Annotated in this window: 21 protein-coding genes; 14 read left to right on the top strand and 7 right to left on the bottom strand. The window is 67.9% G+C overall.

The window, feature by feature from the left end:
- From NL2_RS19820 to NL2_RS19790, 7 genes are all read right to left on the bottom strand, one after another.
- Positions 1 to 1,941 (bottom strand): flagellar biosynthesis protein FlhA (locus tag NL2_RS19820; protein WP_439646912.1); only part of this gene is annotated, 1,941 nt, incomplete at its 3' end.
- Positions 1,938 to 2,864, bottom strand: a complete 927-nt coding sequence (locus tag NL2_RS19815) for a transglycosylase SLT domain-containing protein (RefSeq protein WP_068078157.1) — start codon at positions 2,862 to 2,864, stop codon at positions 1,938 to 1,940. The genes NL2_RS19820 and NL2_RS19815, both read right to left, overlap by 4 nt.
- Positions 2,865 to 2,971: 107 nt before the next feature.
- Complete coding sequence (locus NL2_RS19810) at positions 2,972 to 3,307, bottom strand: hypothetical protein (RefSeq protein WP_068078155.1); 336 nt, start codon at positions 3,305 to 3,307, stop codon at positions 2,972 to 2,974.
- The gene (flgM, locus tag NL2_RS19805; RefSeq protein WP_084356239.1) at positions 3,304 to 3,627 is read right to left on the bottom strand and encodes a flagellar biosynthesis anti-sigma factor FlgM; all 324 of its coding nucleotides are present in this window, start codon (positions 3,625 to 3,627) and stop codon (positions 3,304 to 3,306) included. The genes NL2_RS19810 and flgM overlap by 4 nt, the downstream gene beginning before the upstream one ends.
- Before the next feature lie 137 nt (positions 3,628 to 3,764).
- Positions 3,765 to 4,286, bottom strand: a complete 522-nt coding sequence (locus tag NL2_RS19800) for a flagella basal body P-ring formation protein FlgA (protein WP_245647779.1) — start codon at positions 4,284 to 4,286, stop codon at positions 3,765 to 3,767.
- 20 nt (positions 4,287 to 4,306) lie between these two features.
- Positions 4,307 to 4,795, bottom strand: coding sequence for a hypothetical protein (locus NL2_RS19795; protein ID WP_068078152.1), 489 nt, complete (start codon positions 4,793 to 4,795; stop codon positions 4,307 to 4,309).
- On the bottom strand, positions 4,792 to 5,454 hold the full coding sequence (locus tag NL2_RS19790; RefSeq protein WP_068078149.1) for a MotA/TolQ/ExbB proton channel family protein: 663 nt from the start codon (positions 5,452 to 5,454) through the stop codon (positions 4,792 to 4,794). The genes NL2_RS19795 and NL2_RS19790 overlap by 4 nt, the downstream gene beginning before the upstream one ends.
- A gap of 234 nt (positions 5,455 to 5,688) precedes the next feature.
- On the opposite strand from NL2_RS19790, the gene flgB reads away from it, so the two are divergent.
- From flgB to NL2_RS19720, 14 genes are all read left to right on the top strand, one after another.
- Positions 5,689 to 6,042, top strand: coding sequence for a flagellar basal body rod protein FlgB (gene flgB, locus NL2_RS19785; RefSeq protein ID WP_169799553.1), 354 nt, complete (start codon positions 5,689 to 5,691; stop codon positions 6,040 to 6,042).
- A gap of 2 nt (positions 6,043 to 6,044) precedes the next feature.
- Positions 6,045 to 6,455, top strand: coding sequence for a flagellar basal body rod protein FlgC (gene flgC / locus NL2_RS19780; RefSeq protein WP_068078148.1), 411 nt, complete (start codon positions 6,045 to 6,047; stop codon positions 6,453 to 6,455).
- The gene (locus tag NL2_RS19775) at positions 6,456 to 6,797 is read left to right on the top strand and encodes a flagellar hook assembly protein FlgD (protein WP_068078147.1); all 342 of its coding nucleotides are present in this window, start codon (positions 6,456 to 6,458) and stop codon (positions 6,795 to 6,797) included. It abuts the gene before it with no gap.
- 22 nt (positions 6,798 to 6,819) lie between these two features.
- Complete coding sequence (locus NL2_RS19770; protein ID WP_068078145.1) at positions 6,820 to 7,632, top strand: flagellar hook-basal body protein; 813 nt, start codon at positions 6,820 to 6,822, stop codon at positions 7,630 to 7,632.
- Between the two features lie 12 nt (positions 7,633 to 7,644).
- Positions 7,645 to 8,388 (top strand): flagellar basal body rod protein FlgF, encoded by a 744-nt coding sequence (locus NL2_RS19765; RefSeq protein ID WP_068078143.1) that lies wholly within the window; start codon positions 7,645 to 7,647, stop codon positions 8,386 to 8,388.
- 12 nt (positions 8,389 to 8,400) lie between these two features.
- Positions 8,401 to 9,189 carry a flagellar basal-body rod protein FlgG gene (flgG, locus tag NL2_RS19760; RefSeq protein ID WP_068078140.1) on the top strand — a complete coding sequence of 263 codons (789 nt, stop codon included), beginning with the start codon at positions 8,401 to 8,403 and terminating at the stop codon, positions 9,187 to 9,189.
- On the top strand, positions 9,189 to 9,866 hold the full coding sequence (locus tag NL2_RS19755; RefSeq protein ID WP_245647780.1) for a flagellar basal body L-ring protein FlgH: 678 nt from the start codon (positions 9,189 to 9,191) through the stop codon (positions 9,864 to 9,866). Before flgG ends, NL2_RS19755 begins: the two co-directional genes overlap by 1 nt.
- Before the next feature lie 9 nt (positions 9,867 to 9,875).
- Positions 9,876 to 10,979, top strand: coding sequence for a flagellar basal body P-ring protein FlgI (locus tag NL2_RS19750; protein ID WP_068078137.1), 1,104 nt, complete (start codon positions 9,876 to 9,878; stop codon positions 10,977 to 10,979).
- Entirely contained in the window at positions 10,976 to 11,347 is a 372-nt protein-coding gene (locus NL2_RS19745; RefSeq protein ID WP_245647778.1) for a rod-binding protein, read from the top strand. Before NL2_RS19750 ends, NL2_RS19745 begins: the two co-directional genes overlap by 4 nt.
- 3 nt (positions 11,348 to 11,350) lie before the next feature.
- The gene (gene flgK / locus NL2_RS19740) at positions 11,351 to 12,688 is read left to right on the top strand and encodes a flagellar hook-associated protein FlgK (protein WP_068078131.1); all 1,338 of its coding nucleotides are present in this window, start codon (positions 11,351 to 11,353) and stop codon (positions 12,686 to 12,688) included.
- A 6-nt stretch (positions 12,689 to 12,694) separates the two neighbouring features.
- Entirely contained in the window at positions 12,695 to 13,615 is a 921-nt protein-coding gene (locus tag NL2_RS19735; protein ID WP_068078128.1) for a flagellin N-terminal helical domain-containing protein, read from the top strand.
- A gap of 33 nt (positions 13,616 to 13,648) precedes the next feature.
- Positions 13,649 to 14,512: a flagellar motor stator protein MotA gene (gene motA / locus NL2_RS19730; protein ID WP_068078125.1), complete on the top strand. Its 864-nt coding sequence runs from the start codon at positions 13,649 to 13,651 to the stop codon at positions 14,510 to 14,512.
- Positions 14,513 to 14,636: 124 nt separating this feature from the next.
- Complete coding sequence (locus NL2_RS19725; RefSeq protein ID WP_068078122.1) at positions 14,637 to 15,473, top strand: flagellar motor protein MotB; 837 nt, start codon at positions 14,637 to 14,639, stop codon at positions 15,471 to 15,473.
- 41 nt (positions 15,474 to 15,514) lie between these two features.
- Positions 15,515 to 16,273, top strand: a complete 759-nt coding sequence (locus NL2_RS19720) for a hypothetical protein (protein ID WP_218006133.1) — start codon at positions 15,515 to 15,517, stop codon at positions 16,271 to 16,273.
- Positions 16,274 to 16,498 lie beyond the last annotated feature (225 nt).

The raw sequence follows: 16,498 nt of genomic DNA, 5'->3' as shown, positions 1-16,498 counted from the left end.
GCGCGGCTGCACCACCAGCGCGATGGGTGCGCCCGCCGCACCGCGTTCGGCGATGATGTCGGCAATCCGTTCACCGATGGCGCGGGCCAGGTCGGGTTCGATCACCGGCTGGCCGGTGACGGGGTCGTGCAACCCTTGCACGATCATCCCTTCGAGCGAGGCGTCGAGCGTGACCACCGGCAGACGTTCGTCGGGCGCGCAGGCGCGTCCCACGATCATCGCGCCCAGATCGGCGCGCAGCAGGTCGACCAGCCGGTCGAAGTCGGTGGACTGCTGCACCGCCTCGCTCAGGCTGGCGAGGATCGGCAGCGGGTGGGCGATCGACAGCCCGTCTTCCAGTAGCGCGCGCAGCAGGCGGGTGATCGCGCCCAGCGACAGCGGCTGGGGATGGATCGTCTCGACCAGCCCGGCAGAGCGGTCCTTCACCGTATCGAGAATGCCGCGCACTTCATCGGGGCCGAGCAACGCCTGCGGGCGCTCGCCCAGCACCTGGTTGAGATGCGTCGCCACCACCGTGCTGGCATCGACGGTGAGGAACCCTTGGGCGATGGCATGGTCGCGTTGCGCCGGATCGATCCACAGCGCCGGGCAGCCGAAGCTGGGATCGCGCGTCGCCTCACCCTTCAGCCCGTGGTGCGGGTTGGCCTCGCCCGCATCGATCGCCAGCACCTGGTCGGCGTGGATGCTGCCGCTGCCGACCGCGACCCCGCCCAGCAGGATGCGATAGTCGTTGGGTGGCAGTTCGATCGCATCGCGCACGCGAAACTGCGGCACGACGAAACCGAACGATTGCGACAGCTGCTTGCGCACCCCGGTGATCCGCGCGACCAGCGGCGATCCGCGCCGGTCATCGACGAGATGAACCAGGCCATAGCCCAGCTCGATCGTGACCAGCGTCTGGTCGCTGACGTCGGACAGCAGGATGCGCGCGGGATCGGGCGGCGGTTCTGCGGCGGCGACCGGTTCGGGCCGCTGGGCGCGCTTTTTTAGCGACCACCACAGCCAGCCGGCCAGCCCCGCTGCGGGCAGGAAGATCGTTTGCGGCATCGCCGGGATCGCGCCCATCGCGCCCAGGATCACGGCGACCGGAAGCCAGGTGCCGGGCTGCGCGAACTGGCCGCCGATCTGCCCCGCAAGGTCGCGGCTGTCGGACACGCGGGTGACGATGACGGCGGCGGCGATCGACAGCAGCAGCGACGGAACTTGCGCCACCAGCGCATCGCCCACCGCCAGCGTCACGTATTTCTGCGCCGCGTCGCCCGCGCTCAACCCGTGGGTGATCATCCCCAGGCAGAACCCGGCGATGATGTTGACCCCCAGGATCAGCAGCGCGGCGATCGCATCGCCTTTCACGAACTTGCTGGCGCCATCCATCGAGCCGTAGAAATCCGCCTCGGTCGCCACTTCGCGGCGGCGCGCCTTGGCTTCGTCGGCGTTCATCAGCCCGGCGGCGAGATCGGCGTCGATCGCCATCTGCTTGCCCGGCAAGGCATCGAGGGTGAACCGCGCGGACACTTCGGACACGCGCCCCGCACCCTTGGTCACCACCACCATGTTGATGATCATCAGGATCGCGAACACGAACAGCCCGACCGCGAAGTTGCCGCCGATCAGGAACGCGCCGAACGCCTCGATCACGCGCCCCGCCGCGCCCGCGCCGGTGTGGCCGTTGACCAGCACCACGCGCGTCGAGGCGACGTTGAGCGACAACCGCAACAGCGTCGCGAACAGCAGCACCGAGGGAAAGCTGGAGAAATCGAGCGGCTTCTGCGCGTTCATCGCCGCCATCAGGATGGCCACCGACAGCGCGATGTTGAACACGAAGAACACGTCGAGCATGAACGTCGGGATCGGCACGATCATCAGGCTGATGAGCGTGAGAATCCCGAACGGAAGCGCGAGCGCGCCGGGGCTGCCGAATTTCTTGAACAGGCCCGTCACAGCCCGAACGCCCTGAGCCGGCCATACGCGGCGCGCACCCCGTCGGGCACCGCGCCGGCGCCGTTGCCGGCAAAGGCGGACAGCAGCGTGTCGGCCATCGACGCGCGGGGTGTGGCAGCCGCATCCGCCGAACCTTGCGGGGCAGCAGCCGCGTGGAATTCCTGCGCGATCGGGCCGCCATACCGGGCTGCGGGCACAGTGGCGGCACCGCCTGGCATCGCGCCCTGCACGGCCCACGCCGCGCCGCTGCCGAACTCGGAACCCAGCGCATCAGAGCCGTCCCCAGCACCGTCCCCAGCACCTTCCATCGCCGCGCCCAGTCGTCCGCGCACCAGTTGCATCACCGCGCCGACCGAGCGCGGGCTTCCGCCAGCGTCGTAGAAAATCGATCGGTTGGCGCCTGCCGCCTTGGGCAGCAGCGCCGCCGCCGGTTGCGCAGGATCGGCGGCGAGCGCGGTCAGGAACTGGCCCGCGCCCTGCGGCCCGAGGAAGTGCGCAAGGTACAGTTCGGCATTGTCGGGCGTGCGGCCCAGCGTGGTGGTCAGCGCGGTGCGATTGTCGCTGGCCAGCTCGCCCGCCATCATCGCCGAGGCGGCAGGATCCATCCGCAGCGCCATCAGCGCCTGCCGCGTGGCCGGATCGCTGACCCCGCCTTTCGCGTCGATCGCATCCTGCGCCCAGCCCAGCCCGTGCGCGGCGCCGTGGCGATCGAGCGTGGACAGCCAGGTGGCGTTGGTGAACTGATAGAGGCCTGCCGCGCTCGACGTGCCGGCGCGGGCCTTGGGGTCGAGGCTGGATTCGATCCGCGCTTGCGCCAGAAGGTAGTCGAAATCGACCCCGGTCTGCTGGGCGGCGCGCGCGATCGCGGTGCGGACCTGCGGCGTGCCGACCGGTTGTGCGGATGCTACTCGCGGCGAACTCACTGGCTGCTCCTCCTGCGCATCGCCGGGCGATGGCTGTGCAGGCAGGTTCAGCAAAAGACGTGCCAAGTGATCCGGCGCGCGTCCTGGGCGTCAGCGAAAGCCAGACTTCAGCGGTGGCGGGCCATCACCGCCAGCTGCGGCGCAGCGCGGTAGAGCGCGGGGCTGCCGGTCAGCGCATCGAGGCGCGCCGCGACGTTGGCGGCGACCAGGTTGCGCACTTGCCGGTTGGTTTCATTGAGCCGCCGTGCGGCGTCGAGCAGGCCGCGGCATTCCTCATCAACCGTGTCGGGGTCGACCGGATCGAGCCAGCCGCACAGCGCGCGCTTGTCCACCGCGCAGCCCATGATCGTATCGACGTCGAGCCCGGCAAGCGCCTGCCGTTCGTCCTGCAGCACGGCAATCATCTGCCGCAACGTATCGCGCAAGGGGGCAGTGGCGATCATTCCTGGTTCCTCAAGAGCATGCCCGCCGCGATCATCGCATCGGCGACGCGGGTAGGGATAATCGGATATGTGCCGGTCGCGATCGCCCTTCGGATCAGCGAGACCCGGTCGGTATCAACCGGCGGCGCACCGGCGCTGAGGGCAGCGCTGCGCTGCACCTGCGGCGTCGCAGCGGCGGCCGTCGTCGCGCTGGCCGTGCTGACCGCCGGGGCGGCTGGCTGCGAGCGGGCCGGCACCACCGGTTGCCCGGCACGTGCGCTGGCAATGTTGGTCTGGACCGCGCCAACTGGGCGCGTCGGTCCGATTTCGATCGGGGGCATGACGCCTGCTCCATAAGTTCTGTCATGAAGCAGGACGGCAAGCGCATTCCGGATTTAAGGGGCAACGGCGCGATTTTGCCGGGAGTTTGGTAAGGATTTACCGGGCGTCATGGCTGCGACAACAGCCCCAGACGCGCTCAGTCTACCGGCAGCAGGACCAGCCCGGGGCGCACGATCTGCGCGCGCAGCACTTCGCCCTTTTCGCCCGCGCGCACGCGGATCCAGCTGCCCACCGGGCCGCCTTCCAGCGCCTCGCCCGGCTGCGACACGCTGAAGCCGTCGCCACTGGCGGCGATCGTCAGGGCATCGCCGCGCACGACGGCAGGCGCCGCCGCCGGACCGGTCTCGGACGCGGCGGCCTTGACCGGCACGAACAAGTGCCAGCCGCCGGGATCGGGGCAGTTGACCACGACCGTCTGGTGGCCCGCAGTGCGCCATGACAGCGTCAGTTCGTCGTCGCACGGGCTCAATTTCAAACGCCGGTCGACCGGCAGCATCGCCCCGCCCGACTGCCCGATCGGCGTGCCGGTAAACGCGGACACCGCGCTGTCGACGGCGGCGAGATCGGCAAAGCCGGGCGCTGCGGCACGGCTGGGCTGGGCCAGGGCAAGGCAGGCGACGCTGGATAGCGCCAGCAGGGGAATGCGCGATATGGACACGGGGTTGCGTTCCTTATGGATCAGGGCGTGTGCCCGGTATCCCGCAAGGGCCGTGCCAAAGTCGGTCCGGCAGCCGGCAATGTCGGCGCCAACGTCGGTGCAGCGTCATAGGCGAGCGTCGCGACGATCGGCTGGGGATCACCCGGCTCGGCCACGATCCGCGCCGGTCGCCCGGCGATTTGCGCGGCATCGGCCAGCGCGGACGCCTGCGCCAGCGCGGCGGCGCGATCCGGTGCATTGGCGTAGACCGTGATCGTCAGCTGCAGGCGCGGATCGGACGAGGCTTCGGCCAGCCAGCGCCCGATCGGCGGTGCGTCCGGTCCGGGTCGATAAACCGCGACCGGCTCGCTCAGCGGCACCGAAGTTCCTGCGGCGCGCGCGGGGACCGGCCTGGCCTCGGCCCTTGTCGCCGGTCCGGCCTGCGACAGCGCCGACGCGGTCAGCAGGAACAGGATCAGCGAGAGATCGGCCAGCGCCCATTGCCAGCCGCTGCCCGCCCGCGCCTTCATGCGGCAAACCGCTGCGCCGGGTGGGCGCTGGAGGGTTCGCGGCAGACCGGCGAGACTTGCCACGCCAGCCAGTCGATCACGTCCTGGCGCTCACGCTCTTCGGCTTCCTCGCGGCGTTCGACCATGCGACTGAGCGGCGCGAACACGAAGTTGGCCAGCAGCAGCCCGTACAGCGTGGTGATCACCGCCATCGAAATCGCGCCGTTGAGCGCGCCGTGATCCAGGCCGTTGGCGGGAAGCTGGCTCAGCGCGGTCAGCGTGCCAGCCAGCCCGAACACCGGCGCCAGTTCGGCCGCCTGCGCCAGCGTGCGTGCCGCGACTTCGGCCACCGCCAGCCGCCCCGCCTTGTGCGCCTCGTGCCGATCGAGCAGGCCCTTGAGCGAACGCTGTTCGATCAGCGCGCCGGTCGCATCGTCGAATTCACGGTCGCCGATCGGGCGCGGATGGGCGCGCAGCAGGCCATCGGCGCAGATCTCGCGCACCTGGCTGGACAAGTCTGCGCGCGCCTGTTCGGACCGGAAGCGACGGCGGCCAAGGCCCGCGACCGCGCGCACCGATGCCGCGACATCGCTCACCCCGCACCGCAGCACGGTGGCGAGCAGCGTTCCCCCCACCACGATCGCGGCGGACTGGGCATCCAGCAAGGCAAACGGGTTCATCGGCATTGATGCGTCCTCCACGCAGTCCAGAACGGCCCGCTACCGACCGATGTTAAGCGACGGCGCGCACTTTTTTGCCGGGTGTCGGCAAGCACTTGCCGCCCTGTTGCCGCCAGATTGCGCCCCTGTGCCGCCCCGATGCAGCAGAAATCCCCCGCAAATGCTGCCGCCCGCGCCAACTGGCACGCCCTTTGCTGAACCATCGGGCATGACTGCACCTGCATCCCTGGAACCATGGCGATGAGCGACACCCTGTTCGGCATTCACGGCATCGCGCTGGAACTGCGCGCGCAGCGGATGGGCCTGATCACCTCGAACATCGCCAACGCCGGCACGCCCGGCTTCAAGGCGAAGGACATCGACTTTGCCGCCGCGCTGAAATCGCAGATCGCCGGCGCCGACGCCGGCAAGGCGATCACCGACGCCACGCAGTACCGCGTGCCGGTGATGCCCAGCCTGGATGGCAACACGGTCGAGATGTCGACCGAGCAGACCGCATTTTCCGAAAACGCGGTGGGCTATTCGGCCACGCTGCAGTTCATCCGCGGCCGGGTCGAAACCGTGACCCGCGCGCTGAAGGGCGAATGACGATGCCCGGCACCGCCCCCCTCAGCCTGTTCGACGTCGCCCAGCGCGCGATGTCGGCGCAGCTCGTGCGGATGAACGCCGCTGCCTCCAACCTCGCCAACGCCGGCACCGTCTCGGGCAGCGAGCAGGACGCCTACCGCCCGCTGCGCCCGGTGTTTGCCGAGGAACTCGACAAGTCTTCGGGCCTGTCCACGGTGAAAGTCGCGGGCGTCTATCGCTCCAGCGCCACGCCGATCCGCGAACACGATCCGGACCATCCGCTCGCCGATGCCAACGGCGACGTGTGGTCCGCCCCGGTCGATGAGAATGCCGAGATGGTCGAGATGATGGAAAGTTCGCGCCAGTACCAGAACGTGGTCGAGGCGCTGCAAACCGCCAAGCAACTGATGCTCGATACCGTGAGGATGAAATAGATGACCACTTCGATTTCCAGCCTGCTCAACAGCGCCGCCACCACGGCGACCAAGGCCGCCACCACCGTTGCCAACAAGTCGGGCCTCGGATCGCTGGGCGCGACCGATTTCCTCAAGCTGATGACCACCCAGCTGCAGCAGCAGGACCCGACCTCGCCGGTCGATAACAGCCAGATGCTGGCGCAGATGGCGCAGTTTTCGTCGCTGTCGGGGATCACCGAAATGGGCGCCACGCTGAAAGACATCTCGTCCAAGCTCGACGCGGTGCTGGCCCAGCAGACCGCCGCGAAGACCACGGCAGCCACGACCGGTGCGACGGCCGCAACCACCCCCTCGGCCTGACCGAACAGCACGGAGCAAACCCATGTCCTTCTACACTTCGCTCAACGGGCTCAAGAACGCCCAGACCGACCTCAACGTCATTTCGCACAACATCGCCAACTCCGAGACGACCGGCTTCAAGAAAAGCCGCGTGGCCTTTGCCGATGTGGTGGCGACGTCGATCCTGACCAACCCCAGCCTGACGCAGGGCATCGGCGCGACGGTGCAGAAGATCTCGCAGGAGTTCTCGCTCGGCCCGATCGAGCAGACCGGTTCGGCGCTGGACGTTACCGTCAACGGCGACGGGTTCTTCTCGATCAAATCGCCACTGTCGGGGCAGACCAAGTACACCCGCAACGGCAGCTTCAGCGTTAACGGCACCGGTAACGTGGTCAGCGCTTCGGGCGATCGCCTGCAGCTGTTCCCGACCGACGCGACGGGAACGATCACGTCGAACACGCAAGTCGATGCGGTGATTCCCCAGACCAACGCCGCCGGATCGAACTTTGCCGGCGTGACCATCAGTCTCGACGGGGCCGTGACCGCTTCGTATGGCGACGGCACCAACACCGTGGTCGGCAAGATCGCGCTCGCCGCGTTCATCGCGCCCGACGGGCTCAAGCAGCTGGGATCATCCGACTGGGCGGCGACTGGCCTGTCCGGCGCGCCGACGTATGGGGCGCCCGGCACCGGCCAGTTCGGCGGCCTGCTGTCGGGTTCGCTCGAACGCTCGAACGTCGACATTGCCGAGGAACTGGTCGGGCTGATCACCGCGCAGCGCAATTTCCAGGCCAATGCCAAGGCGATCGATACCGCCACGCAGATCTCGCAGACCATCATCAACATCCACAGCTGATCGGGACGATAGATGGACCGCCTAATCTATACGGCCTTTTCGGGGGTGAGCGGATCGATGGTCCGGCAGCGGGTGATCGCCAGCAACATGGCCAACGCCCAGACCATCGGCTTTCGCGCCGAGACGATCACCTCGACGCCGATGACGCTGAAGGGGCCGAGCGTGGAAGCGCGGGCGATGACCGACGGCGAAGTCCACGGTGCCAGCATGAAGGCGGGCACCATGATCGAGACCGGCAACGCGCTCGACATCGCGCTGACCGGCGACGACATGCTGGCGGTGCAGGCGCAGGATGGCGAGGAAGCCTACACCCGGCGCGGCGATCTTTCGATCGACGCGACCGGCGTGCTGCAGAACGGTGACGGCCGCCCGGTAATCGGCAACGCCGGGCCGATCACCGTGCCGCTGGGATCGAAAGTGACCATCGGGCCGGACGGCAGCGTGCTCGTCGCCAATCCCGAAACGCCCGACCTGCCGCCGCAACCGGTCGACAAGCTCAAGCTGGCCAGCCCGGCGGGCAGCAAGATCGCCAAAGGGCTCGACGGCCTGTTCCGCGTCATCGGCGGCGGCGTTCTGCCGGACAACGCCGATGGCAAAGTCCAGACCGGCACGCTCGAGCAATCGAACGTCGATGCCACGCAAGTGCTGGTCGACATGGTCGAGGCGCAGCGCCTGTTCGACATGCGCACCAAGCTGGTCGGCACCGCCAAGGACATCGACGAAGGCGGCGCCGCCCTCATGCGCATCACCAGTTAAAGGACGCAATTCATGCCAACATCCGCCTTGCACGTCGCGCGCACCGGGCTCGAAGCCCAGGACACGCGCATGCGCGTCATCGCCAACAACCTTGCCAACGTCGGCACCACCGGGTTCAAGCGCGACCGCGCCAGCTTCGCCACGCTCGCCTACCAGGACGCGCGCGTGGCCGGCCAGCAATCGAGCAGCGAAAGCACTTACGCCACCGGGCTGAACCTGGGCACCGGCGTCAGCATCCAGGCGACCGCGCGGATCGACACGCAAGGGTCGCTCGAATCGACCGGCAACGCGCTCGACCTCGCGCTCGACGGCGACGGCTTTTTCCAGGTCCAGCTGCCCGGCGGGCAGCTTGGCTATACCCGCGCAGGCAACTTCACGCGATCGGCCGAGGGCAACCTGGTCACCTCGCAAGGCTTTGCCGTGCAACCGCCAATCACCATTCCCGAAGGCGCGACCTCGATCGCGGTGGCGGAAGACGGCACGGTTTCGGCGGTCGTATCCGGCGCGACCGAGCCCACCCAGCTGGGCCAGATCACCGTGGCGAGCTTTGCCAACCCCGGCGGGCTGCAGGCGCGCGGCGACAACTTCCTGACCGAGACCGCCGCCAGCGGCGCGGCGCAGATCGGGCCCGCAGGTGACGCCGGGCGTGGCCACGTCAAGCAGGGCTTCCTCGAATCGAGCAACGTCAACGTCGTGCAGGAACTGGTCGACATGATCGAGTGCCAGCGCGCCTACGAGGTCAATTCCAAGATGGTGTCCGCGGTCGACGAGATGCTCAAGAACGCGAACCAGACGCTGTGATCGCGCTGCGCGGATCGCTGGCCCTGATCGCCCTCACGCTATTGGCTGCTCCCGCCCAGGCCAAGCCGCTGTTCGGATCGCACAAGCCGCCGGCCGGATTCGAACCGGCAGCACCGGTGCCCGAAATCGCGCCGCGCAGCCCCGACGGCAGCATCTTCAACGTTTCGGCAGGCTATGCCGGGCTGGTCGAGGGCCGGCGCGCGCACGCCGTGGGCGATCCGCTGACGATCGTGCTGGTCGAAACGACCTCCACCTCGAAGGCCGCCGGATCGAAAACGCAGCGCGCCGGATCGTTCAACATCGTCCCGCCGACGGCCGGGCCGCTGTCGTTCCTCGACCCCAACGCCCTTAAAGCGTCGGGCGGATCGTCGTTCAATGGCAACGGAAATGCCACGCAGACGAGCACGCTCTCCGGCGAGGTTTCAGTGACGATCGCAGCAGTGCGCCCCAACGGGACCGCACTGGTGAAAGGGGAAAAACGCTTGCTGCTCAGCCAGGGCCAGGAATGGGTGCAGTTTTCGGGGATCGTCCGGTTGGGCGATATCGACCCGGAAAACCGCATCCAGTCGACCCGCGTGGCCGATGCCCGGATCGAATATGCCGGCAACGGATCGATCCAGAAATCGAGCCGCGAAGGCTGGCTGTCGAAGTTCTTCAACATGATCACCCCGTTCTGAGTGATGCCCATGCGCCTGTTCTTCCTCATCCTTGTCGCCACCGTCGCCATCCTCGGCGTCGCGCCCGCGCCGGCCTTTGCCGAACGCGTGCGCGACCTCGGCGCGTTCCAGGGCGTGCGCACCAACCAGCTGACCGGCTACGGCATCGTCGTGGGGCTGCAGGGCACCGGCGATGACAGCCTGGAATACCTGACGCAGGCCATGCGCGGCGTATCGGGCCGGCTGGGCGTGCAGCTTCCTGCGGGCGTCTCCCCGGGCCTCAAGAACGCAGCAGCGGTGCTGATCACCGCCGACCTGCCCGCCTTCGCCAAGCCGGGCCAGCACATCACCGTCACCGTATCCGCGATCGGCAAGGCCAAGAGCCTGCGCGGCGGCGCGCTGGTGCTCAGCCCGTTGTACGGCGCGGACGGGCAGATCTATGCGATGGCACAGGGCAACCTGGCCGTGGGCGGCCTGGGCATTTCGGCCAAGGATGGCTCGCAGTTGACCGTCAACGTGCCCACCGTGGGCCGGATCGACGACGGCGCCAGCGTGGAGCGCAGCGTCGCCACCGGCTTCGACAGTGCCTCTGCCTTGCGCTGGAACCTGTTCACCGCCGATTTCCTCACCGCCGCGCGCGTTCGCGACGCGATCAACCGGCGTTACCCCGACTGCGCCAAGGTCGAGGACGGGGTGACGCTGGCGCTGCAGCTGCCCGCCAGCACCGACGACCGCGCCACGATGATGGCGGGGATCGAAATGATCGACGTGGTCCCGGCCGAAGCCGCCGCCAAAGTCATCGTCAACAGCCGCACCGGCACGGTGGTGATCAACAGCGCGGTGCGCCTGTCGCCCGCCGCGATCAGCCACGGCAAGCTGGTGGTGCGCATCGACGAAAAGCCGCAAGTGTCGCAGCCCAATCCGCTCAGCGGCGGGCAGACCACGGTCACCCCCAGCAGCAAGATCTCGCTCGACGAGGGCGGCAGCCATGTCGCGCTGTTCAAGCCCGGCGCATCGCTGTCCTCGCTGGTCGATGCGCTCAACAAGTTGGGCGTCAGCCCTTCGGACCTCGTCGCGATACTCGAGGCCCTGAAGGAAGCTGGCGCGCTCAAGGCGGAGATGGTGGTGATATGATTCCCCCCATAGGCATGGCCGTCTCCGCCACCCCCCTCACCATGGCCGGGGCCGCAACGCCCGCGTCCCCCGCGCACGCCGCCACGCCCGCTAACGGTGACCGCGCCAAACTTGACGCGGCCGCCAAGCAGTTCGAGGCGATCTTCGTGCGCCAGATGCTGTCATCGGCGCGCGCGGCCAAGCTGGGCGGGGCCGATCTGTTCGGCGGCGGTCAGGAAGCCGACACGTTCGCGCAGATGCGCGACGAACGCTTTGCCGACATCGCCGCGCAAAAAGGCGCGCTGGGCCTTGCCGCGACGATCGAGCAGCAGCTTGGCGCGCGCGTGGCACCCGCCGCGTCCCCATCCATCACCCCGGCAGGGATCTGAGCCATGGCCAGCGACCTTCTTTCGATCGCCCGCAGCGGCGCGCAGGCCGCGCGCATCGCGCTCGACATCACCGGCCAGAACATCGCCAACGCCTCGACCGAGGGTTACGTCCGGCGCACCGCGAATCTGGCTGAAGTCGCGGCATCGGGCGGAGCGCTGCAGTCGGGCGACGTGTCGCTTTCGGGGGTGCGGCTGGCCAGCGTGGTGCGCAACGCCGATCCGTTCCGCCAGTCCGAAGTGCGCCGCACCGGCAGCGACGCCGCGCGCGCGCAAGCCGAGGTCGACGGCCTCCAGAACGTGCAGAGCGCGGTCGAGCAGGCCAACATCTACCCTTCGATCACCGCGTTCGAAGGCGCGCTGCAACAGCTTTCGGCCAATCCGGTCGATCCCTCGCTGCGCGCCGCGACGCTCGAAAGCGCGCGCACGCTGGTCGGCACGTTGAACCTCGCCTCGCAGGAACTCGGCTCGGCGCAGTCGGGGCTGCAATTCCAGGCCAGCGACGGCGTGACCCAGGTCAACGCCATCGGCCAGCAGCTGGCGCGCACCAACCTCAGCCTCGCCCGATCGGGCGACGCCACCAGCGACCGGTCGGCGTTGCTCGATCAGCGCGACAAGCTGCTTCAGCAGTTGAGCGGCTATGCCGACGTCACCACCACCTTCGCGGCCGACGGCACCGTCGGCGTGCAGCTGGGCGGCTTGGCCGGGCCCGCGCTCGTCACCGGCGGCGCATCGGCCACGCTGACCATGACCAACGGTCCCACCGGCATCCCCTCATTCGCGATCGGCGCCGCGCCGGTGACGCTGGGCGGCGGCTCGCTCGCAGGGCAGGGCCAGGCGCTGTCGAAGCTCGCCGACATCAAGACCGGGCTCGACAGCCTGGCGAACACCGTGGTGACCACGGTCAACGCCGCGCAGGCGACGGGTGTCGCGCTCGACGGCACACCGGGCCAGCCACTGCTGTCGGGCAACACTGCGGGCACGATCGCGCTGACCACCAGCGATGGCAGCAAGATCGCCACGGCTCCGGCCGGCAGCGTTGCCAACAGCCGCGACCCCGGCAACCTCACGGCCATGCGCAGCGCCATCGCCAGCGCCGATCCTGCGGGCAAGATGGATGCGCTGCTCTACGATATCTCGAGCACGGTGGCGGGCCGCACGGTCACGCGCGACGCGCTCAACACCATTGCGAACACGGCCAAGACCTCGCTCGATGCACAATCGGGCGTGGATCTCGACCGGGAGGCGGTCAATCTTGTCCGGTACCAGCAGGCGTTCCAGGCTTCGGGAAAAGCAATGCAGGTCGCCTCCACCCTTTTCGACACCCTGCTGGCAATAAGGTAGCGCGGCATGACGATCATCGGCACCAGCACCACCGCATTCTACGATCGCGCGACGATCGACATGAACGCATTGCGCACGCAGGCGAACACACTGCAGTCGCAGATCTCGACGGGCGCCAAGCTCACCCAGTCGTCCGACAATCCGCTGGCCGCATCGCAGCTGCGCCAGCTGACCCGCGCCACCACGCTGTCGGCCATCGATACCACCGCAGCCGACGGTGCCAGTTCCGACCTCAACCTGGCCGACAACGCGCTGACCAGCTTTGGCGACAATATCCAGCGCGTGCAGGAACTGGCGACGCAGGCCGCCAGCAGCACGCTGACCGACGCGCAGCGCGCCGGGATCGGGACCGAGCTCGGCCAGATCCACGGCAATCTCGTGGCGCTGGCCAACAGCCGCGACTCGGCGGGGCATGCGCTGTTCGGCGGCCAGTCGGCGGGCGACGCCTACACGCTCGATGCCACGGGCAACGCGGTCTACGCCGGTACCGCCAGCGCGGGCGAGGTGTCGCTCGGCGAGGGCCAGGTCGTGGGCAAGGGCGTGACCGGCCCCGATTTCCTGTCGTTCACCGCAGGCGGCACCTCGACCGATCTGATGAAAGTGGTCAAGACGCTGGCCGATGCACTGAAGGCTGGCGGCACCGCTGCGCCCGCTGCGGCCAAGAATGCGTTGGGTTCGCTGCAGACCGCGCTGGATTCGGTCACCACCAGCCAGACCGTGGTCGGCTCTCGGCTGGCGTGGATCGACCAGACCACGCAGCACCGCCAGGTCGTGTCCGAGGCGCGCTCCAGCCAGCAATCGACGCTGGGCGGCACCGACATCGCTTCCACCGTGGCGCAACTGCAGCAGACGATGCTGGTGCTGCAGGCGAGCCAGGCCAGTTTCGCCAAGCTGTCATCACTGTCGCTGTTCGACGTGCTGCACTGATCCGCGCCCTTTTTTTGCCTGAGGAAATTTACCATGTTTGCTGGCATCGGAATGGTCATTCTGCTCGTCATGGTGTTTGGCGGCTTCGCCATCACCGGAGGCGCGCTGGGGCCGGTGATGGAAGCCATCCCGCACGAGATGCTGATCATCGGCGGCGCAGCGATCGGCGCCACCGTCACCGGCAACTCGATGCATGAGCTCAAAGCCATCGGCGGCGGTTTCGCCAAAGTGTTCAAGGGGCCCAAGCACACCAAGCAGGATCACATCGACGCGATCCTGCTGTGCACGCGGCTGATGAAAGTGCTGCGCAGCGACGGCCCGGTCGCGCTGGAAAGCCACGTCACCGATCCGGCCAGCTCCACCATCTTCGCCGAATTCCCCCGGTTGCTGAGCAACAAGCCGCTGATCTCGCTGATCGCCGATACGCTGACGCTGATGGTGGTGTCGTCGGGCACGCTGGAAGTCCACGCGGTCGAGGAAGTGATGGACGCGGCGATGAAGACAACGTTCCACGAGATGATCGAGCCGCAGCACGCGCTGCAGAACCTGGCCGACGCCCTGCCCGCGCTGGGCATCGTCGCCGCCGTGCTCGGCATCGTCAAGACGATGGGCTCGATCGACAAGCCACCGTCGGTGCTGGGCGGGATGATCGGTTCGGCGCTGGTCGGAACGTTCATGGGCGTGCTGATGGCTTATGGCATCGTCGCGCCGCTGTCGGGCCGGCTCAAGCAGATCGTCGATCAGGACGAGATGATCTTCCACGCGGTCAAGCAGGTGATCATCGCGAGCCTGCACGGCTGGCCGCAGCCGCTGGTGGTGGAAAGCGCACGCTCCGGCCTGGGCCATGCGTTCCGCCCCGGCCTGTCGGAACTGCTCGACGCGATGCGCGGGAGATGATGGCGTCCGACTGCCGTCGGGGCGGCACCAGCCCGCTCCCCCACCCGGCCACCCCCAGGCTACACTCGTTGGGTGGCCGGGCGGGGGAGCGGGCGGGTGCCGACTTCATCAGGAACCGATAGCAATGGCCAAGTCCCCGACCGGCAAGAACGCCCCGCCGCCTGCCCCGATCATCGTCAAGAAGGTGACCATCGTCGCCGGCGGTCACCACGGCGGCGCGTGGAAGGTCGCCTATGCCGACTTCGTCACCGCGATGATGGCGTTCTTCCTGCTGCTGTGGCTGCTGGGCGCGACCACCGAGAAGCAGCGCAAGGGCATTGCCGACTATTTCACCCCCACGCTGGTCAAGATGCGGCAGAACAGCGCCGGGTCCAACGGGCTGCTCGGCGGATCGTCGATCACCGATGCCGATCACTACGCGCACCGCGCCGGGCAGACCGGCACCAAGACGCTGACGATCCCGCGCGATGCCACCGGCGGCCCCAAGGAGGGATCGGGCACGATCAAATCGATGCAGTCGCGCCTGCAGGAAAAGCTGAAAGCCAGCGACCAGCTGCGCAAGCTGGCGCGGCAGGTGCGGATGGTCGACACCACCGAAGGCGTGCGGATCGATCTGGTCGACGATGCCGATTTCTCGATGTTCCAGCTGGGCACCACCCTGCTTACCCCCGATGCCGCGCTGCTGCTGCGCGCGATCTCGCAGACCGTGGCACCCGAGGCGGGCGGGCTGACCATCCGCGGCCACACCGATGCGCTGCCATGGCGACCGGGCATGACCGCGAACAACTGGTCGCTGTCCGCCGGACGGGCCGAGGCGACGCGCCAGGCGATGATGCGCACCGGCATCGGCGAAACGCGTTTCCGCCGGATCGAGGGCGTGGCCGACCGCGAACCGCTGATCGAGGACAACCCCGCCGATCCGCGCAACCGCCGCATCTCGATTGTGGTGGCGCCCAACTGAGGTTCCCGTCGTTCGCTTCGACAATCTCGCGGAGAGGCGGTATGACGCGCGGCATGGCCGACGCACCGCAACCCCACGACCGCCCTTACCCGCAAGCCGGGCGCGAGCGGCAGATCTATCCTTCGCCGGTCGGCTGGAAAGGCACCGCGTTCGTCGATGACGAGATGGAGCTGCTCGCCCGGCTCAACCCCAAGACGGTGATGATGATGGGCGATAATCCCGCCCTGCCGCGCATGCCCGATCGCCCGCAACTGCTCGACTTCTTCCGCTGCCGGTTCGGCGACCTCACCGTGCGCCACTTGTACACCAGCGCCAAGCGCGCGCTCGACGATGACCAGCCCGAACCGGTGGTGCTCGCCTGCCTGCTGCACGACATTTCCAACGGCTGCCTGATCCGCTGCGACCACGGTTACTGGAGCGCGCAACTGATCGCACCCTACGTCAGCGAGGAAGTGGCCTTCGCAGTGCAATACCATCAGGCGCTGCGCTATACGCCCGATCCCGCCGCCGGATACGCCTACCCCGAAAGCTACCACCGCTTCTTCGGGCCCGATTACGCGGTGCCCGACTACATCCGCCGCGACGCCGAAGTCGCGATGGCGCATCCGTTCTACAGATCGGCGCGGCTGGTCACGCTGTACGACACGTATTTCTTCGACGATTACGAACCGGTCGATCCCGAGGTGTTCGGCGGCATCATCGCCCGCCACTTCCGCCAGCCCGCCGAAGGGCTCGGCTTCGATGCCTCGCCCAGCGCGCACATGTGGCGCACGATGATCTGGCCCAACAACTTCCTGTAGCCCTACCAGCCTGCCGACAGCTTTGAATTGCGGCGATTTTTTGCTCCGCGCGAAACATCCATTTCGGTGAATACTGCAAGACCGCGACCAGGCTTGCGGCGATTTGTCGGTGTGTATTCTCAGTTTCAGGCAGACTAGGGGCATTTACGCTTCAGCAACCAAGAAACCGTATAGTCTGTACTCGACGGTGATCGGGAGCGGCACCAGTGCCGCCCTTGGTCGTCG

The organism is Novosphingobium lentum NBRC 107847 (assembly GCF_001590965.1).
Classification (GTDB): Bacteria; Pseudomonadota; Alphaproteobacteria; order Sphingomonadales; family Sphingomonadaceae; genus Novosphingobium; species Novosphingobium lentum.
The sequence above is the reverse complement of the archived record's forward strand: the minus strand, read 5'-3'. Positions and strand labels throughout refer to the sequence as shown.